This is a genomic window from Actinomyces sp. oral taxon 175 str. F0384 (genome assembly GCF_000223355.1).
In the GTDB taxonomy this organism is placed as follows: Bacteria; Actinomycetota; Actinomycetes; order Actinomycetales; family Actinomycetaceae; genus Actinomyces; species Actinomyces oris.
In genome coordinates this window covers 893,649-914,446 of sequence record NZ_AFUR01000001.1, presented here as the reverse complement: position 1 = coordinate 914,446, position 20,798 = coordinate 893,649, and the positions used below count along the sequence as shown (strand labels likewise).

Genomic DNA, 20,798 nt, shown 5'->3' with positions numbered 1-20,798 from the left:
CCGTCCGCCCTCTCGCGACGTGGTGATGTGCTCGGGGCTCAGGCCTCGGGGAGCACGACGTTGACGACCCGGCGACCGCGGAAGGTGCCGAACTCGACGTTACCGGCGGCGGTGGCGAACAGGGTGTCGTCGTTGCCGCGGCCGACGTTACGGCCCGGGTGGAAGTGGGTACCGCGCTGGCGGACGATGATCTCGCCGGCCTTGACGAACTGGCCGCCGAAGCGCTTGACGCCGAGGCGCTGCGCGTTGGAGTCGCGGCCGTTACGGGAGGAACCAAGACCCTTCTTGTGTGCCATGGTTGAAGGCTTCTTTCTTCTCGAGCGTGTGCGTTCAGGATGCCCGCGTACTGGCTGACGCCGGGGCGGTCACTTGATGGCGGTGACCTTGACGGCCGTCAGCTGAGCGCGGTGGCCCTGGCGCTTGCGGAAGCCGGTCTTGTTCTTGAACTTGAGGATGTTGATCTTGGGGCCCTTCTCGTCGCCGATGATCTCGGCGGTGACGGAGGACTTGGCCAGATCGGCGGCAGAGGTGGTCACCTTGTCGCCGTCCACCAGCATGACGGGGGCGAGGGTGACCTCGTCGCCGATCTCACCAGCAAGCTTGTCGACAACCACGACGTCGCCGACGGAGACCTTCTCCTGACGGCCGCCGGCCTTGACGATCGCGTAGACCACTTGAATGCTCATCTCTGTAGATTCTTCGAAAGGCTCTCACTCGCTGCAAGACCGGGATCGGCCTCGCCGGGAGGGCCCTGTCTGGGCAATGGCGCAAGAAGCACCGGCAGATAACTCTAGGCGATCATGTCGCCAGCACCAACCTCCGATCCGCCCCGCCCCCTGTGTTCTTGGGCACGGAGACGTCGTCAGGCCGACTCCTCCGAGGTGTCTGAAGAATTCTCCGGTGAGGGCGCGGCGCTCTTGGCCGTGGCCCGCCGTCGTGTCCTCCTCGCCGGCTTGTCCTCAGCCGGCTCCGACGGCGCCTCGCCGGGCTGCGGCTCAGCGGGGTCCTCGGATGTCGCGGCAGCCTTCTTCTCGGCCTTCTTGCCGGTCTTCCTCCCCGACTTCTTGTCCGCCTTGTCGCCCTTCTTCTCACTGGACTTCTTCGCCGGCTTCTTGTCAGCCGCCTTCCTCGACCGGCTCTTGACCGGCTTGTCCTCGACCGGGGCATCCGACGCATCCTGGCCATCGGCGGGCTGCCTGTTCTCCGCGGTCTGCGTTGCAGCGTCGGCGGTGTCACTCACGCCGGCCTCCGGGGCCTCAACGGCCCCCTGATCCTCATGAGACTCCTGCCCCTCCTGCTGGCTGTCCTTGTGAGCCTGCTCGGCGGCGGCCGCGATCTGAGCCAGGGCTCCGCGCACTGCCGCCCGGGCCTCATCGTCGGCTCCGGGTTCTGGCGATGCGGCGACGTCGCGCCCTGCCGATGCCTTGCCGCGACCGGAGCCCTTGGAACTCTTGGAGCCCTTGGTCTCCTGAGAGTCCTGCTTAGTCTCCTTCTTACCCCCGCCGGCAGCCTGCTCCTCACGGTTCTTACGTCCGCGCGAGCGCCCGCCCCCGCGCGAGGCTGAGGCCGACATGTCGACCTGCTGGTTCTCCACGGGCTCGTCGTGAACGATGAAGCCCCGGCCCTTGCAGTGCTCGCAGGTGGTGGAGAAGGCCTCGACCAGGCCCTGCCCCACCCGTTTGCGGGTCATCTGGACCAGTCCCAGCGAGGTGACCTCGGTGACCTGGTGGCGTGTCCGGTCGCGCCCCAGGCACTCCACGAGCCGGCGCAGCACGAGGTCCCGGTTGGACTCCAGGACCATGTCGACGAAGTCGATGACGACCATGCCGCCGATGTCGCGCAGGCGCAGCTGGCGGACGATCTCCTCGGCGGCCTCCAGGTTGTTGCGGGTGACGGTCTCCTCCAGCGTGCCCCCCGCGCCGGTGAAGCGCCCGGTGTTGACGTCGATGACGGTCATCGCCTCGGTGCGGTCGATGACCAGGGTGCCGCCGCTGGGAAGCCAGACCTTGCGGTCGAAGCCCTTGGCGAGCTGCTCGTCGACGCGGTGGGCGGCGAAGACGTCCTCGGGCCCGACCCAGTGCTCGAGGCGCTCGGACAGATCCGGGCTGACCTCGTCGATGTACTGCGAGATCGTGGACCAGGTGTTGTCCCCGGAGACGACGAGCTTGCGGAAGTCCTCGTTGAAGACGTCGCGGATGACCCTCACGGCGAGCTCGGGCTCACCCTTGAGCAGGACGGGGGCCTTGCCGCTGCCCTTCATGACGGAGGACGCCTTCTTGTCGATGGCCTCCCACTGGGCCACGAGGCGCTCGACGTCGGCGGTCAGCTGCTCCTGGGTGGCCCCCTCCGCGGCGGTACGCACGATGACTCCGGCCGAGTCGGGCACGATCCGCTTGAGGATCTTCTTCAGGCGGCTGCGCTCGGTATCCGGCAGCTTGCGCGAGATACCTGTCATGGTGCCGCCGGGGACCAGGACCAGGTATCGGCCCGCCAGGGTGATCTGGCTGGTGAGCCGGGCGCCCTTGTGGCCGATGGGGTCCTTGGTGACCTGGACCAGGACGGTGTCGCCGCTGGAGAGGGCGTCCTCGATACGGCGGGGCCTGCCCTCCAAGCCGGCTGCGTCCCAGTTGACCTCGCCGGCGTAGAGGACGGCGTTACGCCCCTTGCCCAGATCCACGAAGGCGGCCTCCATGGAGGGCAGGACGTTCTGAACCCGGCCGACGTAGACATTGCCGACCATGGAGGTCTGGGTGTGCCGGGAGACGTAGTGCTCCACGAGGAGCCCGTCCTCCAGGACGGCGATCTGGTTCAGACCGTCGGACTCGCGCACGATCATCTGCCGGTCCACGGACTCGCGACGGGCCAGGAACTCGGCCTCGGTGACGATGGGACGACGGCGCCCGGCCGCCCTGCCCTCGCGGCGGCGCTGACGTTTGGCCTCCAGGCGGGTGGACCCCTTGAGGGCGGTCACCTCGTCACGCAGGTCACCACTGTCCGAGCGGGTACGGGAGCGACGTCGCCGGCGGCGCGATCCGGACACGGTACTCGTGGCGGCCTCCGCGACGGCATCGGAGGAGGTCTCACGCGAGGTAGCCTCATCGGCGCTGTCATCCTCCGCGGCCTGCGACTCATCATCGGCGTCGGCGCGCGTCGGGTCCTCACCCCGCGAGCGCGAGCGCCGACCGCGCCCACCACGGCGCCGCTTGCGGCGGGCCCCGCCCTCGCGGGCATCCTCCGAAGAATCGGCCCGGGCCTCATCGGTCCCGTCAGCACTGTCAGTGCCATCGGCCTCTGAGACCTCAGCGGACTCGGCGTCGGCCTCGTCGTGGGAGGAGTCCTCGCGGCGCTCCTGCGGGGTCCCGGTACCGGCGGCAGCCCGCCGACGCCGACGGCCGCGACCACCACTGCGGTCGGCACGGGAGGACTCGGACCCAGCATCCTCGTCATGTCCCTGGGCACCGGTCCGCGCGTCGGCGCCCCCCTCATCCGCCTCGTCCTTGGCTCCCTGGTGACGCGAGGCAGTCGGCGCCTCCTGGGGAGCGGCGCTTGCCGCGGTGACCCGACGACGCCGACGGGCCCGGCTGGGGTCGGGGGCCTGGAACAGGAGCGAGGCGGCAGGAAGCCGGGGGACCTGGAGGTCCTCCTCCTCATCGAGGTCCGCGCCGGCGGGCTCGTCGCCCTCGTGGGGCTGATCGGCTTCCTCGTCGTCGGTCTCGTCGATCTCAGCCGCCCCCTCGACCTGGTCCTCGAGATCCTCCTGCGCGGCTTCGCCGCTCGATGCATCCTCGGTCACGCCCGGCTCGTCAGGCTCGTCGGTCTCGACGGCGACACGGGCCTCGGCGGCGGGAGCCTCCTCGGGAGCGGCGGAGGCCGCGACAACCTTCCGGCGCCGACGCGGCGGGACCGGCTCAGCCACAGGAGCTGCCGGGGCCTGCTGCACACCGGGTTCCTCAAGGCCGGAGGTGGTGACGGTCTCCGAACTCCCCGCCGAACCGGGCTGCTCGGCAACGGGGGCCTGTGCGGGGGCGGCCGCCGCCGCGGTGACCCTGCGGCGGCGGCGCGGAGCCGGGGAGCTCACCGCCTCACCGTCGCCGTGCTCGAAGGATTCTGTTGATTCTGATGTGGTGCGACGTGCCATGGGGCTTGCACTCTCCGGGGCCGACGCCGTCGCCGTACCCTCGACGCGTCAGCGCGGTTGTGCCCCCTAGCGGGAGCAGCGAAAAAGTCTTGAGCGCACCCGCGAGGGCGCACGCCTCACCTGACGTCCACTCAGACCGGGCTCGCAGCGGCGCATCTCAGGCGGCGCAAGGTCCTCGGACAGGGACGGTCGTAAGGCGCGGCTTCAGGTACTGGTACGAGGCACCCGACGCCGACTCGAAGTATCCCACACAAACGCCGAGATGCGCTTGTGCGACTCATGGCGCCCTCGATCTGCGTTCACGTTGCCCTCATCACGCCCCCAGCAGGCACCCACGAGAAAAGAACCGGTCGGACCGCATACTGCGACACCTTCACACGCCACACGTTTCACGACATGACGTCATGGTTGCCTTATAATACTCCTATTGACCTGTAGGACGATCTACAGAGCAACCTATCGATCTCATCACCATCTCCGAAAGGTGGCGCGGATGGCCATCTCTCCTATGGCGCTGGACTCTCTGGATCTGGCGCGCTGGCAGTTCGGTATCACCACTGTCTACCACTTCATCCTGGTTCCGCTGACCATCGGGCTGTCCCCTCTGGTGGCTCTCATGGAGACGCTGTGGCGCAGGACCGGTAACAAGCAGTGGCTCGTGGCTACCAAGTTCTTCGGCAAGATCCTGCTGATTAACTTCGCGCTCGGCGTGGCCACCGGCATCGTTCAGGAGTTCCAGTTCGGCATGAACTGGTCGGAGTACTCCAGGTTCGTCGGCAACATCTTCGGTGCCCCCCTCGCCTTCGAGGCCCTGCTGGCCTTCTTCATGGAGTCCGTCTTCCTGGGCCTGTGGATCTTCGGATGGGACCGTCTGTCTCCCAGGCTGCACAACTTGTGCATGTGGGCTGTGGCCGCCGGTACGAACTTCTCCGCCTTCTTCATCCTCACCGCCAACTCCTGGATGCAGCACCCGGTGGGCGCCGTCGTCAATCCCAAGACGGGGCGCGCCGAGCTCGATGGCGTGAGCGGCTTCCTCAAGCTCCTGTCCAACGAGCTGGTGTGGGCCACCGTGCTGCACGTCATCTCCTCGGCTCTGCTGGTGGCCGCGGCCGTCGTCATGGGCGTGTCCGTGTGGTGGATGGTCAAGGCCGCCCAGGCCAAGCAGGACTTCGAGGCGCGTGAGCTGTGGCGGCGGGTCGCCCGTTTCGGGGCCATCACCATGGTGGCCGCGGGTCTGGTCACCGCCGGCACGGGCCACATGCAGGGTCAGCTGGTCGCCGAGTACCAGCCGGCCAAGATGGCCGCTGCCGAGGGTCTGTGCCACACCGAGGCCGGAGCCCCCTTCACCGTGGCCGCCTTCGGGGACTGCAAGAACGAGGACGGCATGGTCCGGTTCATCTCGGTTCCCGGTGTCTACTCCTTTATGGCCACCAACAACTTCAACGCCAAGCTCACTGGACTCAAGGAGGCCGGCGACACCTACGCCAAGCAGTACGGCACCACCGATGCGCGCGGCAACGCAGTCGACTACAGCCCCAACATCATGGTCAACTTCTGGTCCTTCCGCCTCATGATCGGGCTGGGCATGGCCTCCATGGGCCTGGGGGCCCTGGCACTGTGGCTGACCCGCTCCAACAGGCTCATCTCCCGCCCGGTTCTGGGCAAGGCGGCACTGGCAACCATGTGGCTGCCCTTCATCGCCTGCTCCTTCGGGTGGATCTTCCGTGAGATGGGCCGTCAGCCCTGGGTCATCGTCCCCAACCTGTCCGATCCGGTCTCCCAGGTCTACATGCTCACCGCCGACGGCGTCTCCTCCGTGGTCTCCTCGGGCACGGTGCTGGCCTCCATGGTCATCTTCACCCTGCTGTATGCCGCACTCGGAGTGGTCTGGTTCGTGCTGCTGCGCCGCTACATCCGTGAAGGGGTGCGCACCCCGGTGCCGGACAAGACCGGCACGTCTGAGCAGACCGATCAGGACGGCAAGGAGACGGACTCCAGCGACGACTCCAATGACTCCTCCGAGGCCGCCCCGGCCCTGTCCTTCGCCTACTGAGCCGAGGAAGGTAGAAAACCCATGACACTGAGCATCCTCTGGTTCATCCTCATCGCCGTCCTGTGGATCGGCTACCTCACCCTGGAGGGCTTCGACTTCGGCGTCGGCATGATTCTGAAGATCCTGGGCCGCGACGAGCGCGAGCGGCGCGCGACACTGGCCACGATCGGCCCCCACTGGGACGGCAACGAGGTATGGCTGCTGACTGCCGGCGGCGCAACCTTCGCCGCCTTCCCCGAGTGGTACTCCACCCTGTTCTCCGGGGCCTACATCGTCCTGTTCATCATTCTGCTGTGCCTCATCGTGCGCGTGTGCGCCATCGAGTGGCGCCCCAAGGTCAACTCCCAGACCTGGCGCGACCGCTGGGACTGGGTCCACACGATCAGCGCCTGGCTGCCCTCCATCCTGTGGGGCGTGGCCTTCGCGAACCTGGTTCAGGGCATGCACATCGAGGTCGTCCAGATCTCCAACGGCGCCGTCGTCCCGGCCGCCCAGGTGCCGGCCGACTCCCTGGTGCCCGGTGCCGCCCACCAGATCACCGGGGGCCTGCTCACCATGGTGACTCCCTTCACTCTGCTGGGCGGTACCGTCACCTGCCTGCTCTTCCTCAACCACGGTGCGCTCTTCGTGGCGCTCAAGACCACCGGGGATCTGTCGCACCGCGCGCTGCGGATGTCGCGCCGGCTCGCCCCGGCGGCCACCGCGGTCACCGCCGCCTGGGCTCTGTGGGCGCAGCTGGCCTACTCGGGCAGCGCCCTGTCCTGGATTCCGCTGGTCATCGCCGCCGCCGGACTGATCGGCTCCCTGCTCATGGGACGCTCCGGGAACGAGGGACGGGCCTTCGCCCTGCACTTCGTTGGGATCGCCTTCGCCGTCGTCTTCATCTTCGCCGCGATGGCCCCCAACGTCATGCGCTCCTCGGTGGACCCGGCCTACTCGCTGACGATCCAGCAGGCCGCGAGCGCCGACACGACACTGCTCATCATGAGCGTCGCCGCGGCGGTGTTCGTCCCCGGGGTCCTGGCCTACACGATCTGGAGCTACAAGGTCTTCGCCTCGCGCATCAACGTTGAGAGCATCAATCCCGACGAGGGCGGGCTGCACCCCACGCTGGTGCGCGACTCGACGCAGCCCGAGGCGCACTTCGGGTACTGACGGACAGCGCGACGCATCGGCCGGGGGTCTCCGGGCCCTTGGACCTACTCCCCTATCCTTGAGCAGGTGAAGCCCCTCGATCCCCGGCTGATGCGTTACGCACGCTCCGCCCGCCGATACATCGCCGCCACCGCCGTCACCGGAATGGTGACCGCCGTGCTGGTGGTGGTTCAGGCCTTCCTCATCTCCGGTGCGGTCTCCTCGGTCATCTCCGAGGGGGCCGCACCGTCTGCCGTCAGGGCACTGGCGGTGGCTCTGGGCGGGGTGCTGGCGGCCAGGGCCCTGGTGGTCCTGCTCCAGGAGGTTCATGCCCACCGGTCCGCCACGGAAACCATCGTTGAGCTGCGTCGTCTGGTTCTGGAGCACGCTGCCCGACTAGGCCCCCGCTGGCAGGCGATTCACGGGACGCAGACGGCCACTCTTCTGACTCGCGCGCTGGACGACCTCGAGCCCTACTTCACCCGCTACCTTCCCCAGCTGGTGCTGGCCTCGACGGTGACACCGGCCACGGTGCTGGTGCTCCTCACCCAGGACTGGTCGGCCGCGGTGGCCGTGGTGTGCACCTTGCCCCTCATTCCGATCTTCATGATCCTCATCGGCAGGATGACTCAGTCCGTCTCCCAGGAGCGTCTCAAGACCATGCAGGTCCTGGGCGATCAGGTGCTCGATCTCATCTCGGGCCTGCCCACGCTCAAGGCCTTCGGGCGCGAGCGGGGACCGGTCGAGCAGGTGCGCTCCTTGAGCCGCTCCTACCGGCGCACCACCATGTCGACCTTGCGGGTCGCCTTCCTGTCGGGGGCGGTCCTGGAGTTCATCACGACGCTGTCGGTGGCGATCATCGCCGTCCAGATCGGGTTCCGGCTCGTGGCCGGACGCATGGACCTGTTCACCGGTCTGCTCGTCCTCATGGTCGCCCCTGAGGTCTATCAGCCGCTGCGGCAGGTGGGTTTCCAGTTCCACGCCTCGGCCAACGGGGTGGCGGCGGCGAACGCCGTCTTCGAGGTTCTTCAGACCCCGGTGCCCGAGCACGGCGACCTGCCGGCCCCCGACCTGCGCTCGTCGACGATCGAGCTCGATGAGGTGTCCGTCGCCTCCCGGGGCGCGTGGGCCCCCGCCGGGCTCAGTGCCTCGATCCGGCCGGGCAGCCTGGTGGCGTTGACCGGCCCGTCAGGTGCGGGCAAGACGACGACGACGCAGGTCCTCCTCGGCCTGCTGCCTCCCGACCGGGGGCGGGTGAGGATCGTGCCGGACGGCGGCGCCCCCAGCGGCGTCGTCGACCTCGCCCAGATCGATCCGGCCACCTGGTGGGAGCAGATCGCCTGGGTGCCCCAGCGCCCCACCATCACCCCGGGCACGGTGCTGGACAACGTCCTGGGTCATGCCGAGCCGGGAGCCGCGGCGGCAGAGGACGTGCCCGACGTACTGGTCGAGGCGGCCCGGGCCACGGGCTTCGATAAGGTCGTCGACGGCCTGCCGCAGGGCTGGTGGACCCCGGTGGGCAGTGCAGGTGTGGGACTGTCCGTGGGACAGCGCCAGCGTCTGACCCTGACCCGTGCCCTGTGCTCGACGGCGCCCCTGGTGGTCATGGATGAGCCGACCGCACACCTGGACGCGGCCAGTGAGGCCCACGTCCTGGACGCAGTCCGTGCGCTGCACGCCTCGGGGCGCACGGTGGTGGTCATTGCGCACCGTCCTGCGCTCATGGCCCTGGCCGAGCAGACCATCGCCGTGACGAGCCAACCGGTACCGCCGGCGGACCTCGCACCTGACCGGGTACCTGACCGGGCATCTGCCCATGAGGCGGCGACGGCGCAGGAGGAGGCCCTGTGAGCACGGCAAGCACATTGATCCCTGAGCCCCCTGAGACCCACGTGAACCCCGCACATCCGACTGCCTCCGCCCTCTCCCCCGCGCTGTCCGCTGATGAGCGACGCTCCCTGCGCCGGGCGGTGGGCCTGCTGAACCTGGACCGCTCACGCTTCATCCTGGCCGTAGTCGCCGGGACGGCGGGTATGGCCTCGGCAGTGTCCCTGTCCGGGGTGGCGGCCTGGCTCATTGCGCGGGCCTCACAGATGCCCGACGTCGTCGCGCTGGGGGTTGCGCCGGTGGCGGTGCGGCTCTTCGGCATCTCACGCTCCGTGCTGCGCTACTGCGAGCGGCTCGTCTCCCATGACACCGCCCTGAGAGGCATGGGCGCTCTGCGCACCCGCCTCTACGAGTCCCTGGCCTCAGCCCGCACCGACACGGTTGCGGGCCTGCGCCGCGGCGACGTCCTGGCGCGAGTGGGCAGCGACATCGACGCGGTCGGGGATCTCGTGGTGCGCGCCTATCTGCCGGCGGCTGTCGCCGCCGTCCTGGGCGCAGCCACATGTCTCGGCGTCGGCGTGGTCTACTGGCCGGCGGGCCTCATCCTGCTGGCCTGTCTGCTGCTGTCGGGACTGGTGGGCCCCTTGGCCACCATCCGTTCGGCGAGAATCGCCGAGCAGGCCCGTCAGAGGCAGGCCACTGAGCTGTCCGCGGAGGTGCTGGCGGTCCTGGAGGGGGCCCCCGAGCTGTCCGTCTCCGGGCGGCTGGCCGGCTCGATGCGCCAGGTCGTCTCCCGGGAGGAGAGCCTGACCCGTCTGCGGGACCGGGCCGCGGTACCGGCCGCGATCGCGGCGGCCGTGGACGTGGCCGCCATGGGCCTGGCGGTCCTGGGAAACCTGGTGGTGGGGGTGAGCGCCGTGTCCTCCGGGCAGCTGGCCCCGGTCTGGCTGGCAGTGATCGTCCTGGTTCCACTGGCCGCCTTCGAGGCCACCTCAGCGCTCGGCCCGGCCAGCGTGCAGCTGGTCAGATCGGCCGGCGCCGCCTGCCGCATCGTGGAGCTCATCGAGGCCGCTGAAGCCAGTGCCGCCAGCGGCTCCGCGACGTCCTCCGCGCCTCTGGAGCTGCCCGAGCCCTCTGCCCAGGGCCCGTACCTCAAGGCACGGGGTCTGGCGGTGGGCTGGCCGGGCGGCCCGGTGGTGGCCGAGGACATCGACCTGGATCTGCGGGTCGGTCACCGAGTGGCGATCGTGGGGCCGTCGGGGATCGGCAAGTCGACACTGCTGGCCACGCTGGCGGGGCTGCTGGAGCCTCGGGGCGGCACGCTGACGCTCGACGGCGTCCCCCCGTGGCAGGCGGACCACTCAGAGGTGGCGGCCCGGGTGTGCCTGACCGCGGAGGACGCGCACGTCTTCCACACCAGCGTCCTGGAGAACCTGCGCGTGGCGCGCGGGGACGTCACCCCCGCCGAGGCCGGCGAGCTGCTGAGGCGGGCCGGCCTGGGGAGGTGGCTCGAGGCTCTTCCCGAGGGAGTTGAGACCATCATCGGCACCGATGCCACCACACTGTCAGGTGGGGAGCGGCGTCGGCTCCTGCTCGCCCGGGCCCTGGCGGCTCCGGCTCCCCTGATGCTGCTGGACGAGCCCGGTGAGCATCTCGATGCCCTCACCGCGGACCGGCTCGTGACCGACCTGCTGACAGCGGGCGACCAGGGCCGCGGCACTCTCCTGGTCACCCATCGTCTCAGCGCCCTGGAGCACGCCGATGAGGTCCTCGTCATGGGACGCCGGCCGCAGGCCATCGGCGAGCAGGCCCCGGCGACTATCCTGCACCGAGGCAGCCACCGCGAGCTCCAGGACGTCTCCGAGACCTACCGGTGGTCGCTCTCCCAGGAGGATCAGGACAGGCAGCAGGACCACGTATCCGGTACGAGCTGAACGAGCTGAGCACGATGACGACACCCCACCCGCAGCACGCAGCAGACACTATCGGCGAGAGTCTTGGCTTCCCCGGTGTGCCCGAGGACGCCCCGGAGGAGCTCGACGGCACCCCGGCGCGACGTGAGGAGGCGCTGGCGACCTCTTCGGAGGAGAACGCCGCGGCGGGGCGTCTGGCCTACGCCGTCCACGCCGACCAGCTGGTCTCCACCCGTGGCCGCCGGGTGTCGGCCCTTCAGCCGAGCCTGGACGAGGCGACTGTCGCCCTCATCCAGGCGGCCCTGAGCCTCACCAGCTCCCTGCGGGTCCCCGACGCGCTGCGCCGTCTGGTGGAGTCGGCCTGCTCCATCACGGGTGCCTCGTGGGGAACCATCGCCGTGCTCAACCACGCGGACATGGATGTTGACCCGGCCGGCCCCCTCTCGCCCGATTCCTCCGGCGCGAGCTCGGGCACCGGTCTGTGCAGCGGAGTGCCCACGGCGACCCTCGATGAGCTCGCCCAGATGGCCGGCGCCCCCGATACCGCCAGCACTTCGCACGCCTCCTCTGAGTCCCTGCTCAGCGGGCTCGAGGGCACCGGGATGGTCATCGACAACGACCTGGGCAGGGCATCGGCCTTCACCGGTGCCATCGAGGGTGAGGAGACCGGCAGTCTGCTCTCGGCCCCGCTGCGCCTTCACGGCCAGGTCTACGGACATCTCTACCTGTGTGACAAGCCGGGGGGCTTCACCCGCTCGGACGCCGACGCCGTCCTGACCCTGGCCCAGGCCGCAGCCGTCGCCGTGGAGAACGCCCGCCTGTACCGCGAGGCCCGTGACCGCGAGCAGTGGATGGTGGTCTCCCAGGAGCTGACGACGCTGCTGCTCTCGGGCGCCGAGGAGGATGACGCACTGACGCTCATCGCCCACCGTGTCCGCCAGGTCGCTCACGCCGACACCGCCGCCCTCATCCTGCCCAGCATCGGGGAGCGCTGGATCTGCGAGATCGCCGACGGCGAGCACGCCCGGGAGCTGATCGGCACCTTCTTCCCGCCCGAGGGTCGGGCCCTGACCACCCTGGCCCATCAGACCGGCCTGGTCGTGGACTCCCTGGAGGACGCCTGGGGCGACGGCGACCTGATGGTCCCCCAGCTGGCCCAGTTCGGGCCGGCCCTCTACGCCCCCATGATCCACCGGGGGCGGGGCGTGGGGGTGATGCTGCTGCTGCGCTCCCCCGGCGCGGCACCCTTCACCGCCCAGGACCTGGAGATCGCCGAGCTCGTGGCGGGACAGGCAACCATGGCCTTCGAGCTGGCCGACGCCCAGCACGCCGAGGAGATGGCCACGCTGCTCGATGAGCGGGCCCGGATCGGCCGGGATCTGCACGACCTGGCCATCCAGCAGCTCTTCGCCACCGGGATGCAGATCTCCGCGGCCCGGGAACGGCTGGCCTCCAGCGCGCAGGCGGACCTGGATGCGGTGTGCTCCGTGCTGAGCACCGCCCTGGAGGCGGTGGACGACTCCGTGGGCCAGATCCGCTCCATCGTGCGTTCCCTGCGCGATCGCGATGAGGAGGTCGGGGTGATCGAGCGGCTGCGGCGCGAGGCATCCCTGGCCCGCAACGCCCTGGGCTACGCCCCCTCGCTGCTGCTGAGCGTCGACGGCCGGGGTCTGGCCCAGGTGGACCGCGACGAGGAGGACCGGCTCATCGCCTCGGTCGACGCCGCCGTGGCACCGGATATTGCCGACGACATGGTCGCCGTCGTGCGTGAGGGACTGAGCAACGTGGCCCGTCATGCCCACGCCTCCTCGGTGACGGTGGACGTCAAGATCGAGGGGGTGCAGCCGGGCTCGGAGCAGTGCTGCGGCCCGGGCGACGACGAGGGTCACGCCTCGGGAGACGCCGAGCCCTTCCGGGGCAGCCCGGTGGTGGAGATCGTCTGCCGTGACGACGGCGTCGGGGTGAATCCCTCAGTGACGCGCCGTTCGGGGACGGCCAACATGGCCGAGCGGGCCCGCCGCCACGGCGGCAGCTTCGTCATCGGTCCACGGGCCCGCTCCGACGGCGAGCGGCGCGGCACCTGCTTCACCTGGCGAGTGCCCTTGGACGGGGGCTGCCGGGTGCGCTGAGTCCGCGTGCGCCCCTCAGTGGCGGGCTCAGCGCACAGAAGGACCCGTCAGCTGTTGCGCCAGCCTGAGGCTCGCTGACCGGCGACCCAGGCGGCGACCTGGGTGCGTCGCTGCAGACCCATCTTGGCCAGCAGGGAGGTGATGTGGTTCTTGACCGTCTTCTCGGCGACTCCGAGCCGCTCACCGATCTCCCGGTTGGACAGGCCGTCGCCGATGAGGTCGAGGACCTTGCGCTCGGCGTTGGTCAGGTCGGCGGTGGGGTCGTCGTGGTCCGCCCGGCGGCGCGTCACGGTGCGCTCGTCGAGCAGGACGCGCCCGGAGGCGACGGCCCGCACGACGTCGCTGATCTCGGCGCCGTGGACCGTCTTGAGCAGGTAGGCCCGGGCACCCGCCGCCAGGGCCTCGGCCAGGGCCTCGTCGTCGTCGAAGGACGTCAGCACGATCGGCAGGGCCTGGGGCACGGAGTCCCTCAGCTCCTGCATGAGCTCGATGCCGGTGCCGTCGGGCAGCTGGAGGTCCACGAGGATGACATCGGGGCGGACCAGCTCGGCCCGACGCACCGCCTCAGCCCGAGATCCCGCCTCGGCGACGACGTCGAGCCCATCAGCGCGGTCAATGATCTCGGCGATGCCGCGACGGACGATCTCGTGGTCGTCCACGATCATGACGCGGACGATCTCCGACGATGGGGTGTGTGCCATACTCATGACATTACCAGGGTATGGAAACCTACGTCACAACCCTGGCAGCACTGTGGCGATGCTGCGGTGATGCTGTCGTGGAGGCTCCCTGCGAGCACTGGCGGCGCCTACCGGTGCCGGCGCGGACGGGTCTGGCAACGGGGACAGTAGGTGTGAGAACGCCCTCCCAGGGTCTCACGCACCATGGTGGCCTTGCAGCGGCGGCACTCCAGTCCCTGGCGCCCGTAGGCGCCCAGCTCGCGGGCGAAGAACCCGGCGGCACCCTCGACATCGACGTAGAGGGCATCGAAGCTCGTGCCACCGACCTCAAGGGCCCGGCGCATGACCTCAGCGGTGGACTCGAGGATCCGGGCCACCACCCGCGGGCCGAGACCGGTTCCCGGGCGCAGGCCGTGCACCCCGGCCTCCCACAGGCCCTCGTCGGCGTAGATGTTGCCAATGCCCGAGACGAGTCCCTGGTCGAGCAGCTGGGTCTTGATGGCGCGCCTCGAGGCGCGTACCCGGGCGACAACGCCGGCGGGGCCGGTCAGCTCCAGGGCCGGGTCGAGCAGGTCCCGGGCGATATGGGTGGCGTCGGCGGGCAGCAGCGGCCGCGGGTCACCCATCCCGCCGGGAGCGTCGTCAGCGGTGGGGGTCAGGTCGACGACGTGCAGACCGCCGAGCATGCGCTGGTCGACCAGGTCGAGCACCGCCGCTCCGGCGCCGTCGGCGCCGTTGTCGCCGCCGAGGCCGGCGCTGAGGTGGAGGCGCACTCGCAGGTGGCGAGCAGAGGTGGAGATGTCCCGCACGTAGCGGGGCTGCTCGGTAGCACTCAGGTCCGCTGGGCGCCCGCCGGGCAGAGTGTCCGGATCGGCCAGGAAGGCCGCGGCACGATGGGACTCCGGGGCAGCGTCAGGAGCGGTCGCGGCGGTGGTGCCGCGCACGAGCAGCTGGCCGCTCATGCCCAGGTGGGCCGACAGGGCGCGTCCGTCATCCAGGGGCAGCCACAGGAACTTCCCGCGGCGGACGGCCGCGGTCAGGGTGCGCCCGGTGAGCTGGTCGACGAAGGCCTGCGCTCCCCCGTCCTGGCGGCGCAGCGGACGCGGATCGAGGACCTCGACGCGGGTGACGGTGCGTCCGGCCACGTGCCGGGCGAGACCGGCGCGCACCACCTCGACCTCGGGCAGCTCTGGCATCAGCTCGTCTGGGAGTCCTGCCCGGTGAGCAGGTCGGCGCGCAGGGCCTCGTTGACTCCGGGCAGGTTGAGGCCGCCGTCGCCCCGGGCGGCCAGGATGGCGGCGTAGGCGGCCTCGGCGGCGTCATGCTCGGCGACCTTCTTCGAGCTGCCGGTGCCCTGCCCCAGGACCTCGCCGTCAACGATGGCACTGGCGGTGAAGACCCGCTGGTGATCGGGGCCGGTTCCGGTGACCTCGTAGGCGGGGTTGCCGAGCTGGTGGACGGCGGTGAGCTCCTGGAGGCTCGTCTTCCAGTCCAGGCCCGCGCCGCGGGTGCGGGCAGAGTCCAGGAAGCGGGAGACGAGCCGGGTGACGACAGTGCGGGTCTCCTCCAGACCGTGGGTGAGGTAGGTGGCGCCGATGAGGGCCTCGACCGTGTCGGACAGGATGGAGTCCTTGTCCCGCCCGCCCGAGAGCGCCTCGCCCTTACCGAGCTTGATGAACTCCCCCAGTCCCAGGTCACGGGCGACGGCGGCCAGGGCCGGCTCGGAGACGGTGGCGGCGCGCATCTTGGCGAGCTGGCCCTCGGGGACCTCCGGGTGGGTGCGGTAGAGGTACTCGGTGACGATGATGCCCAGGACGGAGTCGCCCAGGAACTCCAGGCGCTCGTTGGTGGGCAGGCCGCCGTTCTCGTGGGCGTAGGAGCGGTGGGTCAGGGCCAGGTCGAGCAGGTCGGCATCGATGCTCGGCCCCCAGCGGTAGACGAGGGCCTCGGTGTCGGTGCGCGCGGGCGGGGCGCTGCGGCGCTTGGCCATCAGGCCTGTTCCTCCCCGCTCGTGGGCGCGTCCTGCTCGCCCTCCTGACCGGTCTCGGTCTCCAGCAGGCCGGCCAGGGCGGACCAGCGCGGGTCAAGGACCTCGTGGTGGTGGTCGGCGGGCAGGTCCTCGAGCCGCTTGCCGCAGTCGGGGCACAGTCCGGGGCAGTCGGGGCGGCACAGGGGTTGAAAGGGCAGCGTGGGCACCAGGGCGTCGCGCAGTGCCGGCTCGAGGTCCAGGGTGGTCTCCCCCACCGCCAGGAGGTCCTCTGCCTCCTCATCGCCTTCGGCCCGCTGGGCCTCGATGACCTCGGGGAAGAGGTAGAGCTCGTCGATCCGCACGCTGCGGTCATCATCGAGGTCGCGCAGGCAGCGCACGCACTCGCCGTGGACGTGCAGGTCGGCGTCGGCCTGCGCCAGGACGCCGTCGTCCATGGAGGTCAGGGTGACGTCGAGGGCGAGGTCACTGCCCTCGGGCACGCCGATGACCTCCGTGCCCAGGTCGGCGGGGGCCGGTGTGCGGATCTGCAGGTTCTTGACCGAGCCGGTGGCACGGGGCAGGTCAACGATGTCGACGACGAGTCCTGACATGGGTTCCTCCACAGCGGGTTGACCGCGCCGCATCCAGCGATGACCGAGGGGCCCCTGCGGCATGATGTCCGCGTGATACCCAGGTCATGTACCAGGTGATGTGCATGGTGCTGGGCGGCTGGTGGGCGGGGTGATGGACGAGGTGTCTGGCGCGAGCGTACCCGGTGGGGCTGCGGCGCCTCTGGTTCAGTGGGCGGAGGGGTCCACGGACCAGCCCGAGCGGCGGCGCACGGGCTCCTGGATCTCCACCGGCTGGCCCGCGCCGTCGCCCAGGCGGCCGGCCAGGACCTCGCGGCCGGCGCGGATCTGCTCGGCGACCTTGGCGACCTCGGCCTCCAGGGAGGCCAGGGTGCGGTCGGAGTACTCATCGGCCCCGTGACGCAGGGAGGCGGCCTTGTCCTCCGCCGCGGCCACGATGCTGTCGGCCCGGTCATTGGCCATGCGCACGATGTTCTCCCCGGCCACGAGCCGCTCGGACTCCTCCTGGGCGTACTGGACGAGCCGTTCGGACTCGGCCCGTCCCTCAGCCAGGACGGCGTCGGCATCGGCGACGATCTTCTCGGCACGGCGAACGGCGCTCGGGACCGCGTCACGAGCCCGGTCGATGAGGTGCAGGGCGTTCTCCCGGTTGACGATCGCCGAGGCGCTCATCGGCATGGATCGGGCGCTGCTGATGAGCTCGTCGAGCTCATCGAGGATGCGCAGCAGGTCTTCTCCGGCATCGCGGCTGGTCGTCACGGTAGGTCCTCTCGAGTGTGGTCGGCGCCGACGAAGCGGCTTGGCGGGGTCCCGGGCGGGACGAGTCCTGAGTCGACGCCGTCGTGGGCTACAGACCCGGGGGCCTGAGCCAGCCGGACCGCCAGGGCGTGGGCCACAGCGGGCGGGACGAGGGCGGAGACGTCCCGGCCATAGCCGGCGACGTCCTTGACGAGGGAGGAGGAGATGTGCGCGTAGGCGGCGGACGCGGGGAGGAAGACCGTTTCGGGCGCCCCCAGGTCGCGGTTGAGCAGGGCCATGGGCAGCTCGGCGTCCAGGTCGCTGCCGCTGCGCAGGCCCTTGATGATGGCGTTCGCGCCGTGCTGAGTGCAGTAGTCGGCCAGGAGCCCGGGGACGATGTCCACCTCGACGCCGGGCAGGTGGGAGGTGGCCTCCCTGGCCAGGCGGAGGCGTTCGTGGGCGTCGAGCAGGTGGCGTCCGGCCTTGGCGGCGTTGTGGGCGATCCCGATGACGACGACGTCGAAGAGCGTGGTCGCGCGGGCGGCGATGTCGACGTGCCCCAGGGTGAGGGGATCGAAGCTTCCGGGGTAGACGGCCAGGCTCATACGGTCACGCTACTGGCTGGGCCCGCCGCGGTGCGGGACGCGCGCCGCACCACCCGCGCCAGCACGCCATCGCGGCGCCCCGGGATCCTGGGGCGCCGCTGCTATATTTCCCTTGTGTCCACACGCGTGACCCTCAGTGACGTGGCCGAGGCCGTCGGAGTCTCAGCGCAGACCGTCTCCCGCGTACTCAACAACCACCCGTCGGTCCGTCCCGAGACACGTCAGAAGGTTCTGGCGGCCGTTCAGGCGCTGGGTTATGAGCCGAACCTCGCCGCCCGCTCGCTGGCCTCGGGATCCTCCGGGGCCGTGGGCATCCTGCTGACGGCCGGGCTGTCGCACGGGATGGCCTCCACCTTCTCCGCGATCGCCAGGGCGGTGCGCGAGCGGGGAGACACCTTCGTCCTGGCCACTGCCGAGGGCGGCGACCCGGAGTCCGTGCGACAGGCGCTGGCTCACCTGCACGGTCACCGCGTGGCGACCATCGTGGTCCTGGCCCAGCGCGCCGACGTCCTGACCATCCTCTCGTCCCAGCGCCACCGCGGTCCGATCGTGGCCATCATCTCGGGGCAGCACGAGTTCTCCGAGCTGGCCACCGTCTCCATCGACCAGGCCCTGGGAGCCAGGCTGGCCACGGAGCATCTTCTTGCTCAGGGGCGCAGCCGCCTGCTGCATGTCACCGGGGACCTGTCCTGGCAGGACGCCTCGGAGCGGCTGGCCGCCTACCAGTCGGTGTGCGCGCAGGCCGGGATCCTCGGTCGCTGGGTGGGCACGGACGCCTGGACGGGAGAGGCCGGGGCCAAGGTCGCCAGGCGCCTGCTCGACAGCGGTCTGCCCGACGCCGTCTTCGCCGCCAACGACGACATCGCCCTGGGGCTGTGCCATGAGCTGCTCGCCGCCGGCGTGAGGATCCCCGACGACGTCGCCGTGGTCGGCTTCGATGACATCCCGCTGGCACGTTGGGCGACCCCGTCCCTGTCCAGCGTCACGCAGGACTTCGACGCCCTGGGACGGGCCGCACTGAGCCTGTCCGACGAGATCGTCGAGGGTGCCCCCGCCCGCAGTGTCTGCCTGGAGCCAACGCTCGTCGTCAGGGCCTCATCGACCACGGCCTAGCATGGACGATCACCTTCCCGGACGAGCCCACTGGGCCCACTGAGCCTGCGGAGCTCTGCGCGCCCGGCTCGTACTGAGTGGGCGCACAGAGCTCCGAGGTAAGAGGCGACCGTCAGGAGGCGCTGACGGGCCTGGGCGTGCGCAGCGTGTAGACCCCGTAGGCGGCCACCACCACGAAGCACCCGGCTACCGTGATGTAGGACACCGCAGGAGACGTCTTGTCCATGATGTAGCTCTGCACCAGTGGCATGGTGGCTCCGCCGATGATGGCCATGACCAGGCCGGCGGCCCCGAACTTAGTGTCCTCCCCCAGCCCAAGGAGGGCTTCGCCGTAGATGGTGGGGAACAGCAGGGAGATGCACGCCGACAGGGAGACGATGGCCAGCACCCCCAGAATGTTGACACTCACCATGGCGAACAGGGACAGGCCGACCCCGAGGGTGCACATGAACAGAAGCAGCTTTCGTGCGTCATACCGCCCCATGAGACCCACCATGAGGAACCGGAAGACCAGGAAGACGATGAGACTCGCCTGCAACCAGTATCCGGCGATCTTGTCCGACACCCCCAGGGCATCTGTGACGTAGTGCAGGGTGTAGGTCCAGATACAGGTCTGGGCGGAGACGTTGAAGTACTGCGCCACCACCCCGAAGCTGTAGCGCTTGTTGCGCAGCAGGCGCGCGAGCCTGCCCGGCCCGCCGTTGTCACCCGCAGCCGATTCCACCGGCCTCTCCACGACCTTGACCCGGCCGATCATGACGGCCAGCAGGATGTAGAGGAGCCCGAGGGCGACATAGGGGCCCATGACCGCCTTGAGCTCTGCGCTCTGGGTGGCCAGCAGCACCTCGTGGCTCATGGCCTTGCGCTGCTCGGCGGTGGCCGGGTTCACCTTGGGCAGGATGAGTAGGGCCGCCAGCAGCACCCCCAGATTGGAGCCGATGGGGTTGAAGGCCTGCGCGAAGTTGAGGCGCCGAGTGGCATTGCGCTCCGGCCCCATGGACATGACGAAGGGGTTGGCGCTGGTCTCCAGAATGGACAGGCCGGCAGCCAGGGTGAACAGGGCGGTCAGGAACACCGAGTAGGTCATGACGTAGGCCGCGGGGATGAACAGGAGCCCGCCGGTTCCCGCCAGCACCAGCCCGATGAGGACGCCGCCCTTGTAGCCCAGGCGGCTGTTGATGAAGGCCGCCGGGATCGCCAGGCAGAAGTAGGCCCCGTAGTAGGCGGACTGCACCAAGGAGGACTGGAAGTTGTTCATGGAGAACACTGAGCGGAAGACCTTGACCAGAGGATCAGTCATGTTTCCGGCCAGGCCCCAGGCGGCGAAGCAGGAGACCAGCAGACAGAAGGGCAGCACCATGCCGGGATACAAGAACCCCCGTTTGGCCGTCCCCTCCCGGACAGGGGCCTCCTCAGCCACGGACTCACGGATCGCAGTCATCACAGCACGCCCTTCTTGAGAATGAGATTGCCGTACAGGGCAGTCTCCCCGGTGAGGACAACGGCGTAGACGCTGGGGGTGTAGTCGTAGAAGGCCATGCGCTCAATCGTCTTGACGCTCACCGGTCCGGCATCCTTCTCGGCCTCGTTCCAGATCTGCTCGTAGACGTCCCACACCGGAGGCCGAGGGTCATCGCCCACCGTCTCCATGAGGGCCACCTGGTAGCTGCTGTAGCGGTCCAGGGGCATGAGCGTGAGGATGGACCGCAGCAGGTCGGGAATCCCCAAGCCGTCGGCCCGCACCGTGGTGGGGTGGAGGTGGTGCCCGGGGAAGTTCGCATCGGCCAGGAGAATCTCATCCCCATGGCCCATCTCGAGCAGGATCTTGACGAGTTCGGGTGACAGGTTGGCGGGAATGTTGCGGAGCATCGTTGCTCCTTTCGTGTGGTGGGTGTTCAGTTCAATGTGT

At 69.7% G+C, this 20,798-nt stretch carries 17 protein-coding genes; 6 read left to right on the top strand and 11 right to left on the bottom strand.

Translation table 11 applies throughout. The annotated features are described in order from the left end of the window. Positions 1–38: 38 nt before the first annotated feature. The 3 genes from rpmA to HMPREF9058_RS03810 form a co-directional block, all read right to left on the bottom strand. Entirely contained in the window at positions 39–296 is a 258-nt protein-coding gene (rpmA, locus tag HMPREF9058_RS03820; protein WP_003785909.1) for a 50S ribosomal protein L27, read from the bottom strand. A 69-nt stretch (positions 297–365) separates the two neighbouring features. Then, positions 366–686 carry a 50S ribosomal protein L21 gene (gene rplU / locus HMPREF9058_RS03815; RefSeq protein WP_004565174.1) on the bottom strand — a complete coding sequence of 107 codons (321 nt, stop codon included), beginning with the start codon at positions 684–686 and terminating at the stop codon, positions 366–368. A 176-nt stretch (positions 687–862) separates the two neighbouring features. Continuing rightward, positions 863–4,138, bottom strand: coding sequence for an Rne/Rng family ribonuclease (locus HMPREF9058_RS03810; protein WP_009747442.1), 3,276 nt, complete (start codon positions 4,136–4,138; stop codon positions 863–865). Between the two features lie 493 nt (positions 4,139–4,631). Here HMPREF9058_RS03810 and HMPREF9058_RS03805 point away from each other — a divergent pair, with 493 nt between their 5' ends. The 5 genes from HMPREF9058_RS03805 to HMPREF9058_RS03785 all read left to right on the top strand — a co-directional run bounded on the left by HMPREF9058_RS03805 (position 4,632) and on the right by HMPREF9058_RS03785 (position 13,194). Continuing rightward, on the top strand, positions 4,632–6,191 hold the full coding sequence (locus HMPREF9058_RS03805) for a cytochrome ubiquinol oxidase subunit I (RefSeq protein ID WP_009406402.1): 1,560 nt from the start codon (positions 4,632–4,634) through the stop codon (positions 6,189–6,191). A gap of 21 nt (positions 6,192–6,212) precedes the next feature. Continuing rightward, the gene (cydB, locus tag HMPREF9058_RS03800; RefSeq protein ID WP_009406283.1) at positions 6,213–7,346 is read left to right on the top strand and encodes a cytochrome d ubiquinol oxidase subunit II; all 1,134 of its coding nucleotides are present in this window, start codon (positions 6,213–6,215) and stop codon (positions 7,344–7,346) included. 66 nt (positions 7,347–7,412) lie between these two features. Continuing rightward, the gene (cydD, locus tag HMPREF9058_RS03795) at positions 7,413–9,176 is read left to right on the top strand and encodes a thiol reductant ABC exporter subunit CydD (RefSeq protein ID WP_009405799.1); all 1,764 of its coding nucleotides are present in this window, start codon (positions 7,413–7,415) and stop codon (positions 9,174–9,176) included. Beyond that, entirely contained in the window at positions 9,173–11,086 is a 1,914-nt protein-coding gene (gene cydC / locus HMPREF9058_RS03790; RefSeq protein WP_009406448.1) for a thiol reductant ABC exporter subunit CydC, read from the top strand. The genes cydD and cydC overlap by 4 nt, the downstream gene beginning before the upstream one ends. A gap of 14 nt (positions 11,087–11,100) precedes the next feature. Next, positions 11,101–13,194, top strand: a complete 2,094-nt coding sequence (locus HMPREF9058_RS03785) for a GAF domain-containing sensor histidine kinase (RefSeq protein WP_009406032.1) — start codon at positions 11,101–11,103, stop codon at positions 13,192–13,194. A gap of 47 nt (positions 13,195–13,241) precedes the next feature. On the opposite strand, the gene HMPREF9058_RS03780 is transcribed toward HMPREF9058_RS03785, so the two are convergent. The 6 genes from HMPREF9058_RS03780 to coaD form a co-directional block, all read right to left on the bottom strand. Next, positions 13,242–13,901: a response regulator transcription factor gene (locus HMPREF9058_RS03780; RefSeq protein ID WP_020991587.1), complete on the bottom strand. Its 660-nt coding sequence runs from the start codon at positions 13,899–13,901 to the stop codon at positions 13,242–13,244. Between the two features lie 101 nt (positions 13,902–14,002). Continuing rightward, positions 14,003–15,070, bottom strand: a complete 1,068-nt coding sequence (mutM, locus tag HMPREF9058_RS03775; protein ID WP_009747237.1) for a bifunctional DNA-formamidopyrimidine glycosylase/DNA-(apurinic or apyrimidinic site) lyase — start codon at positions 15,068–15,070, stop codon at positions 14,003–14,005. After that, entirely contained in the window at positions 15,070–15,864 is a 795-nt protein-coding gene (gene rnc, locus HMPREF9058_RS03770; protein WP_009405637.1) for a ribonuclease III, read from the bottom strand. Before rnc ends, mutM begins: the two co-directional genes overlap by 1 nt. Further along, positions 15,864–16,454 carry a DUF177 domain-containing protein gene (locus HMPREF9058_RS03765; RefSeq protein WP_009406318.1) on the bottom strand — a complete coding sequence of 197 codons (591 nt, stop codon included), beginning with the start codon at positions 16,452–16,454 and terminating at the stop codon, positions 15,864–15,866. The genes rnc and HMPREF9058_RS03765 overlap by 1 nt, the downstream gene beginning before the upstream one ends. Positions 16,455–16,640: 186 nt before the next feature. After that, positions 16,641–17,192: a hypothetical protein gene (locus HMPREF9058_RS03760; protein WP_009406330.1), complete on the bottom strand. Its 552-nt coding sequence runs from the start codon at positions 17,190–17,192 to the stop codon at positions 16,641–16,643. Continuing rightward, positions 17,189–17,776, bottom strand: a complete 588-nt coding sequence (gene coaD, locus HMPREF9058_RS03755) for a pantetheine-phosphate adenylyltransferase (RefSeq protein WP_009405762.1) — start codon at positions 17,774–17,776, stop codon at positions 17,189–17,191. The genes HMPREF9058_RS03760 and coaD overlap by 4 nt, the downstream gene beginning before the upstream one ends. Positions 17,777–17,890: 114 nt before the next feature. On the opposite strand from coaD, the gene HMPREF9058_RS03750 reads away from it, so the two are divergent. After that, positions 17,891–18,889 (top strand): LacI family DNA-binding transcriptional regulator, encoded by a 999-nt coding sequence (locus HMPREF9058_RS03750; protein WP_083816345.1) that lies wholly within the window; start codon positions 17,891–17,893, stop codon positions 18,887–18,889. A 112-nt stretch (positions 18,890–19,001) separates the two neighbouring features. Here the strand turns inward: HMPREF9058_RS03750 and fucP are convergent, their stop codons facing one another. Beyond that, positions 19,002–20,330: an L-fucose:H+ symporter permease gene (fucP, locus tag HMPREF9058_RS03745; RefSeq protein ID WP_043537616.1), complete on the bottom strand. Its 1,329-nt coding sequence runs from the start codon at positions 20,328–20,330 to the stop codon at positions 19,002–19,004. Continuing rightward, positions 20,330–20,758 carry an RbsD/FucU family protein gene (locus HMPREF9058_RS03740; RefSeq protein ID WP_003781586.1) on the bottom strand — a complete coding sequence of 143 codons (429 nt, stop codon included), beginning with the start codon at positions 20,756–20,758 and terminating at the stop codon, positions 20,330–20,332. The genes fucP and HMPREF9058_RS03740 overlap by 1 nt, the downstream gene beginning before the upstream one ends. Positions 20,759–20,798: the final 40 nt, after the last annotated feature.

Excerpts from the sequence above, each read along its gene's own strand:
- rpmA (WP_003785909.1), bottom strand. The coding sequence starts at position 296 with ATGGCACACAAGAAGGGTCTTGGTTCCTCCCGTAACGGCCGCGACTCC.
- rplU (WP_004565174.1), bottom strand. The coding sequence starts at position 686 with ATGAGCATTCAAGTGGTCTACGCGATCGTCAAGGCCGGCGGCCGTCAG.
- HMPREF9058_RS03810 (WP_009747442.1), bottom strand. The coding sequence starts at position 4,138 with ATGGCACGTCGCACCACATCAGAATCAACAGAATCCTTCGAGCACGGC.
- HMPREF9058_RS03805 (WP_009406402.1), top strand. The coding sequence starts at position 4,632 with ATGGCCATCTCTCCTATGGCGCTGGACTCTCTGGATCTGGCGCGCTGG.
- cydB (WP_009406283.1), top strand. The coding sequence starts at position 6,213 with ATGACACTGAGCATCCTCTGGTTCATCCTCATCGCCGTCCTGTGGATC.
- HMPREF9058_RS03785 (WP_009406032.1), top strand. The coding sequence starts at position 11,101 with ATGACGACACCCCACCCGCAGCACGCAGCAGACACTATCGGCGAGAGT.
- HMPREF9058_RS03780 (WP_020991587.1), bottom strand. The coding sequence starts at position 13,901 with ATGAGTATGGCACACACCCCATCGTCGGAGATCGTCCGCGTCATGATC.
- mutM (WP_009747237.1), bottom strand. The coding sequence starts at position 15,070 with ATGCCAGAGCTGCCCGAGGTCGAGGTGGTGCGCGCCGGTCTCGCCCGG.
- rnc (WP_009405637.1), bottom strand. The coding sequence starts at position 15,864 with ATGGCCAAGCGCCGCAGCGCCCCGCCCGCGCGCACCGACACCGAGGCC.
- HMPREF9058_RS03765 (WP_009406318.1), bottom strand. The coding sequence starts at position 16,454 with ATGTCAGGACTCGTCGTCGACATCGTTGACCTGCCCCGTGCCACCGGC.
- coaD (WP_009405762.1), bottom strand. The coding sequence starts at position 17,776 with ATGAGCCTGGCCGTCTACCCCGGAAGCTTCGATCCCCTCACCCTGGGG.
- fucP (WP_043537616.1), bottom strand. The coding sequence starts at position 20,330 with ATGACTGCGATCCGTGAGTCCGTGGCTGAGGAGGCCCCTGTCCGGGAG.
- HMPREF9058_RS03740 (WP_003781586.1), bottom strand. The coding sequence starts at position 20,758 with ATGCTCCGCAACATTCCCGCCAACCTGTCACCCGAACTCGTCAAGATC.